This is a genomic window from Micromonospora chaiyaphumensis (assembly GCF_900091435.1).
Classification (GTDB): Bacteria; Actinomycetota; Actinomycetes; order Mycobacteriales; family Micromonosporaceae; genus Micromonospora; species Micromonospora chaiyaphumensis.
In genome coordinates, this window is record NZ_FMCS01000008.1 from 342,470 (window position 1) to 350,184 (window position 7,715).

Below are 7,715 nucleotides of genomic sequence, written 5' to 3' on the forward strand. Positions count from 1 at the left end.
AGGAACCGGCGGCGCGAGCGGGCGACGCTTACGGGGGTGAGGGTCGCCCGCCGCCGCCGGGCGTACGGTGCGAGCGCCCATCACGACGGGGGTCGTGGTGGGCGCTCGAGCCGTTTCCGGGGCCGTTCGGCCCCGCCGGACATCCCTGGCCGTTCAGCGCCCCGCCGGCACCGTGGCCGCCCGCTCGGCCGCGGCCCGCAGCGCGGCGACCCGGCGCTCCCGGGGCGGCCCGGCCAGCACGTGACCGGCCGCCGCAACCAGGCCCAGACCACCGACCACCAGCCAGTGCCGCTCGCCGAGATGCTGGAGGCTGAGGCCGCCCAGCGCCGGCGCCACGAAGGACGCGGCCGGGAAGGTCAGGTAGAACACCGACTGGTAGCGGGCGCGCAGCTCGGGTGGGGCGAGGTCCGCGTTGATCTGCGCGTTCGGCGGTGCGGCGAGCATCTGCCCGACCGTCCACACCACGGCTGCGCCCAGATAGAGCGGCAGGCCGTCGGCGACGGTCAGCGCCCCGAAGCCGAGCGCCATGAGCCCGGTGGAGACCGCCAGCACGGCCGACTTCCGGTAGGGCTCGATGAGCCGGGGCACGAACAGTTGCCCGGCCACGATCAGCGCGCCGCCGAGGGCCACCACGATCCCGTACGCCGTGGGCCGCAGGCCGTCGTCGCGCATCGCCAGCGGCATGATCGTCGAGGTCTGCATGGTGAGCACGGCCAGCAGGAACGTCAGCCCCACGAAGGTCAGGAAGGTGCGGTCGGTCAGCGCGGTGTGCAGCCCGGGCCGCCGGCCCGCCACCGCACGCAGGGTGACCGGGCGGCGGGTCAGGGTCTCCGGGACCTTCAGCGCGATGACCACGGCCGCCGCCAGGGTGGCTGCGGCGTCGACCAGGAACAGCGCCAGGAAGCTCGCCTCGGCGAGCACGCCGGCCAGCAGCGAGGCCACCGCCATGCCCAGGTTGAACGCCCAGAACTGGAGGTTGAACGCGCGGGAGCGGCGGGCCTCGGGCACCACGTCCACGATGGCGGCGACGAACGCCGGGCTGGGCATCGAGTGCACCACCCCGACCAGCGCGGCCAGCACGGCGATCACCGCGAGGTGCTCACTGAACGCCAGTGCCACCATCAGCCCGGCCGCGGCCAGGTGGGCGGCCAGCAGGGTGGACCGCCGGCCCCACCGGTCGGCCAGCACCCCGCCGAGCAGCGTGCCGGCCGCGCCGCCGGCCCCGTACGCCCCGACCACCAGGCCGGCGAGCGACGCCGAGGCGCCCCGGGCGGCGGTCAAGTAGAGCGACAGGAAGAGCATGGCGAACGCGCCGGCCCGGTTGATGAGCAGGCCGGACCAGAGGTACCAGAAGGTGGCGGGGAGCCCGCCGGCCGTGTCGTCCCACCAGCGCCGCAGGCCGCGCACCCGTCCTCCTGGGAAAGTTTGTTAACCGATCCGCCCCTGCTGACGGTAGTGGCCCGCCCCGGCGTTTTCCTGGTGGCGCTGGTCACCCCGCCGGAAGGCGTACGTCAGGAGCCGGCGCGGACCGGTTCGGCGGGTGCCGTGGCCGCGGCCTCGGCCGCCTCCGGCACCGGGGTCCGGACCACGGTGACCGGCTCGACCGTGGTGCCCGCGGTGCGGAGCCGGGCCGCGCGGCGCTCCCGGGCCGGGCCGGAGACCAGGTGGGCCACCGCCATCACGGCGCCGATCGCGGCGCAGCCGAGCCACAACGCGGTGTTGCCGGAGTGTTCCCGGACCAGGCCGCCCAGGACCGGCGCCGTGGCACCGGCGAGCTGCCAGGAGAGCGAGAAGGCGCCCTGGTAGCGGCCGCGGAGCGCGGCGGGGGACAGTTCGGCGATGAGGGTGGCGTTGGACGGCGAGTTGAGCATCTCGCCGACCGTCCAGATCAGCACCGTCAGGCCGTAGAGCCAGGCGGTGTCGGCGAACGCGGTCAGCCCGAACCCGACGCCCGTCACGAGCGCGGCGAGCGCGAGCACGTGCGAGCGGCTGCGGCCCTTGATCAGCTTGGGCACGAAGAGTTGGCCGACCACGATGAGCACCCCGTTGAGCGCGATCACCGAGCCGTAGGTGGCCGGGCTCAGCCCGGAGTCGCCCATGGCGATCGGCAGCATCGAGATGTGCTGGAGGAAGACCAGCGCGCCGAACAGGTTGAGCGCCACGAAGCCCAGGAAGACCCGGTCGGTGAGGATGGTCCGCAGGGCGCCCGCGGGGGCCGCCGCGCCCTTGCTCACCGGGCCGGCATGCGCCGAGCGGGTCTCGCCGACCCGGGTGAAGATGATCAGTGCGGTGACCAGCGTGGTGGCCGCGTCGACCAGGAAGAGCAGCAGGTAGCCGGCCTGGGCGGCGACGCCGGCCAGCACGGCGGCGCAGGCGAAGCCCAGGTTGATGGCCCAGTAGTTCAGCGAGAAGGCGCGCAGCCGGTCCTTCTCCGGCACCACGTCGACCATCATGGCGCCGAACGCGGGCCGGGCGGCCTCGGCGAAGGTACCGAGCAGCAGCGCCCCCAGCGCCACCGCCCAGAGGGGCCGGGCCAGGCCGAGCGCGACCATCATGGTGGCCGCGCCGAGGTGCGCGGTGAGCAGGGTGGGCCGGCGTCCCCACCGGTCGGTCAGGGTGCCACCGATCGTGGTGCCGACCGCGCCCCCGACGCCCCAGAGCCCGATGACCAGGCCGGCCTGCGAGGCGGAGAAGTCGCGCTCCTGCGTGAGGTAGATGGCCAGGAAGACCAGGACGAACGAACCGAGCCGGTTGATCAGGGTGCCGGTCCAGAGGTACCAGAAGGTCCGCGGCAGCCCGCCTGTGGTGTCCCGGAACCAGCCCCGCACCGTCCGCATCCCCGCGCCCCCCGTTTGGTAATGACCGACCTATCTGCAGCGCCTTACAACCTAGTCGTGCCCGGGAACGCCGGTCATCAGCTTTTCCACGTGGTGGTCGTCACGACCGGTCCCCGCGTGTCCGCCGGCCACGTACGGCAGGATGATCCGCATGACTGCGAGCGAAGGGCCCACGGTCGGGACGCTGGTCCTGCTGCGGCACGGCGAGAGCGACTGGAACGCCAAGAACCTCTTCACCGGCTGGGTCGACGTCGACCTGACCGCCAAGGGCGAGACCGAGGCGCGGCGCGGCGGTGAGCTGCTCCGTGAGCACAACCTGCTGCCCGACGTGGTGCACACGAGCGTGCTGCGCCGCGCGATCCGCACGGCCGAGCTGGCGCTGAACGCCGCCGACCGGCACTGGATCGCGGTGCGCCGGTCGTGGCGGCTCAACGAGCGGCACTACGGCGCCCTGCAGGGCAAGAACAAGAAGCAGACCCTCGACGAGTACGGCGAGGAGCAGTTCATGCTCTGGCGCCGGTCCTACGACACGCCGCCGCCGCCGATCGACGACGCGGACGAGTGGTCGCAGGTCGGCGACCCCCGCTACGCGCTGCTGCCGACCGAGCTGATGCCGCGCACGGAGTGCCTCAAGGACGTCGTCGAGCGGATGCTGCCCTACTGGTACGACTCGATCGTGCCGGACATCCTGGCCGGCCGGACGGTGCTGGTGGCGGCGCACGGCAACTCGCTGCGCGCCCTGGTGAAGCACCTCGACGAGATCTCCGACGAGGCGATCGCCAAGCTGAACATCCCCACCGGCATCCCGCTGCGCTACGACCTGGACGCCAACCTGCGCCCGCAGGTCCTCGGCGGGACCTACCTGGACCCGGAGGCGGCGAAGGAGGCCGCCGCCGCGGTCGCCAACCAGGGCCGCTGACGCACCGACGCCGAAGGCCCCCGGGTGACCGGGGGCCTTCGGCGTGTCCGGCTCAGCTCGCCGACGGCGCGGTCTCGCCGGTGATCAGGTAGACCACGTGCTCGCCGGCGTTCACCGCGTGGTCGGCGAAGCGCTCGTAGAAGCGGCCCAGCAGGGTCGCGTCGATGGCGGTCTCCACCCCGTACGGCCAGTCGTCGCCGAGCAGCACGCCGAAGAGGCTCTTGTGTAGGTCGTCCATGGTGTCGTCGTCGCGGTCCAGCTCGGCGGCGAGGTCGGCGTCGGGCTTCGCCAGCACCGAGGCGATCTTCTCGGCCATCCGGTCGGCGATGGCGGCCATGTCGGTGAAGACCGAACGCAGCTCGGCCGGCACCGCGGGCGACGGGTGCCGGCGCAGCGCCGTCTTGGCGACGTGGTCGGCCAGATCGCCCATCCGCTCCAGGTCGGCGGCCACGTGCAGGGCGGTGATCATGGCGCGCAGGTCGGAGGCGACCGGCGCCTGCCGGGCCAGCAGGTCGCAGACCCGCTCCTCGACGTGCCGGTACAGGTCGTCGATCTCGGCGTCCCGCGCGATCACCGTCTCGGACGCGGCGCGGTCCGCGGTGAGCAGGCCCTTCGTGGCCTGTCGCATGGCCGCCCGCACCCCCTCGGCCATGTCCACCAGCAGCTGGCTGACAATCTGCAGGTCGGCCCGGAACTCGTCGCGCATCGTCACTTCCTGGGGTCGGTGTTCGCCGGCCCGACCGGACGGCCGGGATACGGCGTGAGCAGGTGCGCGACCCACGGTAGGCCCGGGGAACCGGCGTCAAGATGAACGCGGGTGAACGACGCGGGGCCCGTGGGTGAACATTCCCGGAAGTGAGAGTGGTTCGTCCCGTTGTGCCCGATCGCCGGGTTAACAATGACCCTACGATCGCCAGGTGGAATGGGCGGTGGCGGTCGTGGTGGCCGTGGCACTGGCGACCGGACTGGTCGCCGGCCTGCTGCTGTCCGGACCCGTCCAGCAGTGGCGGCGCCGGTCGGTGTCGCCGGGAGGCCCGGCCTCCCGCCGCAGTTCAGGGAGGCCCGCGATTCCCGACGACCAGCAGGGCGGGCTCTCCGGGCTCGGCCGCAAGACGGTCGACGCGCTGCGCGCCGGCGTGGTGGTGCTCGACCCGGACGACGTACCGGTGCTGGTGAACCCGGCCGCCCGGGCGATGGGCCTGCTCCGCACCGGAGCGACACCCGGCTCCATGGCCGCGCACCCCTTGATCCGTACCCTCGCCGGGCAGGTCCGCCGCACGGGCGTGCGGCGCGAGATCGAGCTGGACCTGCCCCGCGGTCGCGACAGCGCGGGCGACAACCCGCTCGGCGTGCACCTGCGCGCCATGGGCCTGGGCGCCGGCTACATCTCGATCGAGGCGGCCGACGTCACCGAGTCGCACCGGCTGGCCCGGGTGCGGCGGGACTTCGTGGCCAACGTGAGCCACGAGCTGAAGACCCCGATCGGCGCCCTCCAACTGCTCGCCGAGGCGCTGGTGGACGCCACCGAGCCGGCCGGCGAGGGCCCGGCCGAGCTGTCCGAGGACATGGTGGCCGCCCGGCGGTTCGCCGAGCGGATCCAGCACGAGTCGACCCGGCTCGGCCGGCTGGTGCAGGAGTTGCTGGAGCTGACCCGGCTCCAGGGCGCCGAGCCGCAGCCCGCCCCGGAGCCCGTCTCCCTGGACTGGGTGATCGCCGAGGTGATCGACCGGACCCGCACGGCGGCCACCGCCCGGCACGTGGAGATCGTCGTCGACGGAGCGCGCGGGCTCACGGCGTACGGTAGTGACAGCCAGCTCGCCACCGCGGTGGCGAACCTGGTGGAGAACGCGATCAACTACTCGGCCGAGGACACGACGGTCCGGGTGACCGCGCGGGCCACCGACGAGCACGTCGAGATCGCCGTCGCCGACCAGGGCATCGGCATCGCCCCGAACGAGGTCGACCGGATCTTCGAGCGGTTCTACCGGGCCGACCAGGCCCGCTCCCGGTCCACCGGGGGCACCGGCCTGGGCCTGGCCATCGTCAAACACATCGCCAGCAACCATGGCGGCCGGGTGGATGTGTCGAGCACTCTTGGTGGGGGGTCGACGTTCACCCTCCGGCTGCCCGCCCGCCCCCCGGACGACCTGGAGGCGACACTCTCCTCCGCTGGGATCGAGGCCGGCCCGGCCGAGCTCCGGCAGGTCTGACCGACAGGAAAGGAAACACCCCGTTGAGCCGCGTACTGGTGGTGGAGGACGAGGAATCGTTCTCCGACGCCCTGTCCTACATGCTCCGCAAGGAGGGTTTCGAGGTCTCCGTCGCCGCGACGGGCACTTCGGCCCTCACCGAGTTCGACCGGACCGGCGCCGACATCGTGCTGCTCGACCTGATGCTGCCGGAGATGTCGGGCACCGAGGTCTGCCGCCAGCTCCGGCAGCGGTCCCACGTGCCGATCATCATGGTCACCGCTCGGGACAGTGAGATCGACAAGGTCGTCGGGCTGGAGATCGGGGCCGACGACTACGTCACCAAGCCGTACTCGCCCCGCGAGCTGGTCGCCCGGATCCGGGCCGTGCTGCGGCGGCAAAGCGCCGACGCCGCCGAGTCGGGTGCGCCGACCCTGGCCGCCGGCCCGGTCCGCATGGACATCGAGCGGCACGTGGTGACCGTCGACGGCGCCGCCGTGCAGCTGCCGCTCAAGGAGTTCGAGCTGCTGGAACTGCTGCTGCGCAACGCCGGCCGGGTGCTCACCCGCGGGCAGCTGATCGACCGGGTCTGGGGCGCCGACTACGTGGGCGACACCAAGACGCTGGACGTGCACGTCAAGCGGCTGCGCTCCAAGGTCGAGCCGGAGCCGTCCGCCCCGCGCTACATCGTCACGGTCCGCGGCCTGGGCTACAAGTTCGAGCCGTGACAGGCCCCGGCTGACATCCGCCTCGCCGCCTCGGGGTCGCTGCCTCGCCGGGGCTGCGGCCTTCGCCAGAACTCCCGGCCGTGGCCCGTCCGGCAACCCCCGGGGTACGCAGACCGCCGACTCCACCGGGCTTCGCCCGGCTACCGGCGCCCAACCAGCCGACCATGCGCACCAGCCCTCGGCCCGGCGGCGGACTGGGTCGAATGTCCGGTTCCCGCCCGGCCTTGCCGACTGAGTGGAACGTTACGGATGTCTCGGGCGCCCGGACACCTCCATACCGTTCCACCGACCGTTCCGGCCTGGGTGGCGTGTCCGTTTCGCGCGGGTGACGGGCGGCACCCGGGCGGCGGAATGGCGGGCGGGCGGGGGTCGTTGTACCCGGTGCACGACCGAGGAAGGCGCCCCGCCCAGCGGGGTGACCGGCCCCTCCGGGATCCGCCCCGCCAATCAAGGTGGGTGTGCCGGACCCGGAATGATGGTGGGCGGCCGGTCGTTGTACATGGTCCCGGCGCGACGAAGAGGCCTCAGCCCCGCGCGCCGGATGGTCCCCCAAGACTTTGTTTGAGCGCCTGACGTGGTGCTTGCGCACGGCCGACCCCCATCGGCGTGTGCGCCAACCCCCGAGGAGCTTTCTCATGAACTCGATGCTGCGCAAGAGCGTGCTGGGTATTGCTGGTCTGGCCTTCACCGGTGGCGTGTTCGCCGGTCCGGTCGCCGCTCACGCCGACGCCCGCCCGGTCGAGGGCAAGCCGGTCGCGGTCGCGACGGTGCAGGGCGCCCAGTCGAAGATCGACCTGAACGGTGAGCAGACCGCGAACGCCAAGGCGATCATCGCCGCGACGAAGAAGGCCGGTCTGCCGGAGCGGGCCGCGGTCATCTCGATCGCCACGAGCCTGCAGGAGTCGAAGCTGGAGAACCTCGGCCACCTCGGCGACGCCAACGACCACGACTCGCTGGGCCTGTTCCAGCAGCGCCCGAGCTCGGGTTGGGGCACGCCGGAGCAGATCACCGACCCCGAGTACTCGACGCTTGCATTCCTGAA

At 72.7% G+C, this 7,715-nt stretch carries 7 protein-coding genes; 4 read left to right on the forward strand and 3 right to left on the reverse strand.

What is annotated here, in order from left to right:
• Window positions 1–153 precede the first annotated feature (153 nt).
• Both GA0070214_RS22690 and GA0070214_RS22695 read right to left on the reverse strand, forming a co-directional pair.
• Entirely contained in the window at window positions 154–1,407 is a 1,254-nt protein-coding gene (locus GA0070214_RS22690; RefSeq protein ID WP_091267569.1) for an MFS transporter, read from the reverse strand.
• A gap of 104 nt (window positions 1,408–1,511) precedes the next feature.
• Window positions 1,512–2,837, reverse strand: a complete 1,326-nt coding sequence (locus GA0070214_RS22695) for an MDR family MFS transporter (RefSeq protein WP_091267574.1) — start codon at window positions 2,835–2,837, stop codon at window positions 1,512–1,514.
• A gap of 151 nt (window positions 2,838–2,988) precedes the next feature.
• Between GA0070214_RS22695 and GA0070214_RS22700 the strand changes: the two genes are divergently transcribed.
• Window positions 2,989–3,756 carry a phosphoglyceromutase gene (locus GA0070214_RS22700; protein WP_091267578.1) on the forward strand — a complete coding sequence of 256 codons (768 nt, stop codon included), beginning with the start codon at window positions 2,989–2,991 and terminating at the stop codon, window positions 3,754–3,756.
• Between the two features lie 52 nt (window positions 3,757–3,808).
• Here GA0070214_RS22700 and phoU read toward each other — a convergent pair whose 3' ends face one another.
• Window positions 3,809–4,462 carry a phosphate signaling complex protein PhoU gene (gene phoU / locus GA0070214_RS22705; protein ID WP_091267585.1) on the reverse strand — a complete coding sequence of 218 codons (654 nt, stop codon included), beginning with the start codon at window positions 4,460–4,462 and terminating at the stop codon, window positions 3,809–3,811.
• Between the two features lie 211 nt (window positions 4,463–4,673).
• On the opposite strand from phoU, the gene GA0070214_RS22710 reads away from it, so the two are divergent.
• The 3 genes from GA0070214_RS22710 to GA0070214_RS22720 all read left to right on the forward strand — a co-directional run.
• Window positions 4,674–5,966: a sensor histidine kinase gene (locus GA0070214_RS22710; RefSeq protein WP_208602865.1), complete on the forward strand. Its 1,293-nt coding sequence runs from the start codon at window positions 4,674–4,676 to the stop codon at window positions 5,964–5,966.
• A 23-nt stretch (window positions 5,967–5,989) separates the two neighbouring features.
• Window positions 5,990–6,673 (forward strand): response regulator transcription factor, encoded by a 684-nt coding sequence (locus tag GA0070214_RS22715; protein ID WP_091267588.1) that lies wholly within the window; start codon window positions 5,990–5,992, stop codon window positions 6,671–6,673.
• A 635-nt stretch (window positions 6,674–7,308) separates the two neighbouring features.
• Window positions 7,309–7,715, forward strand: a 407-nt coding sequence (locus tag GA0070214_RS22720; RefSeq protein WP_091267591.1) for a hypothetical protein, incomplete at its 3' end; no start/stop codon positions are given.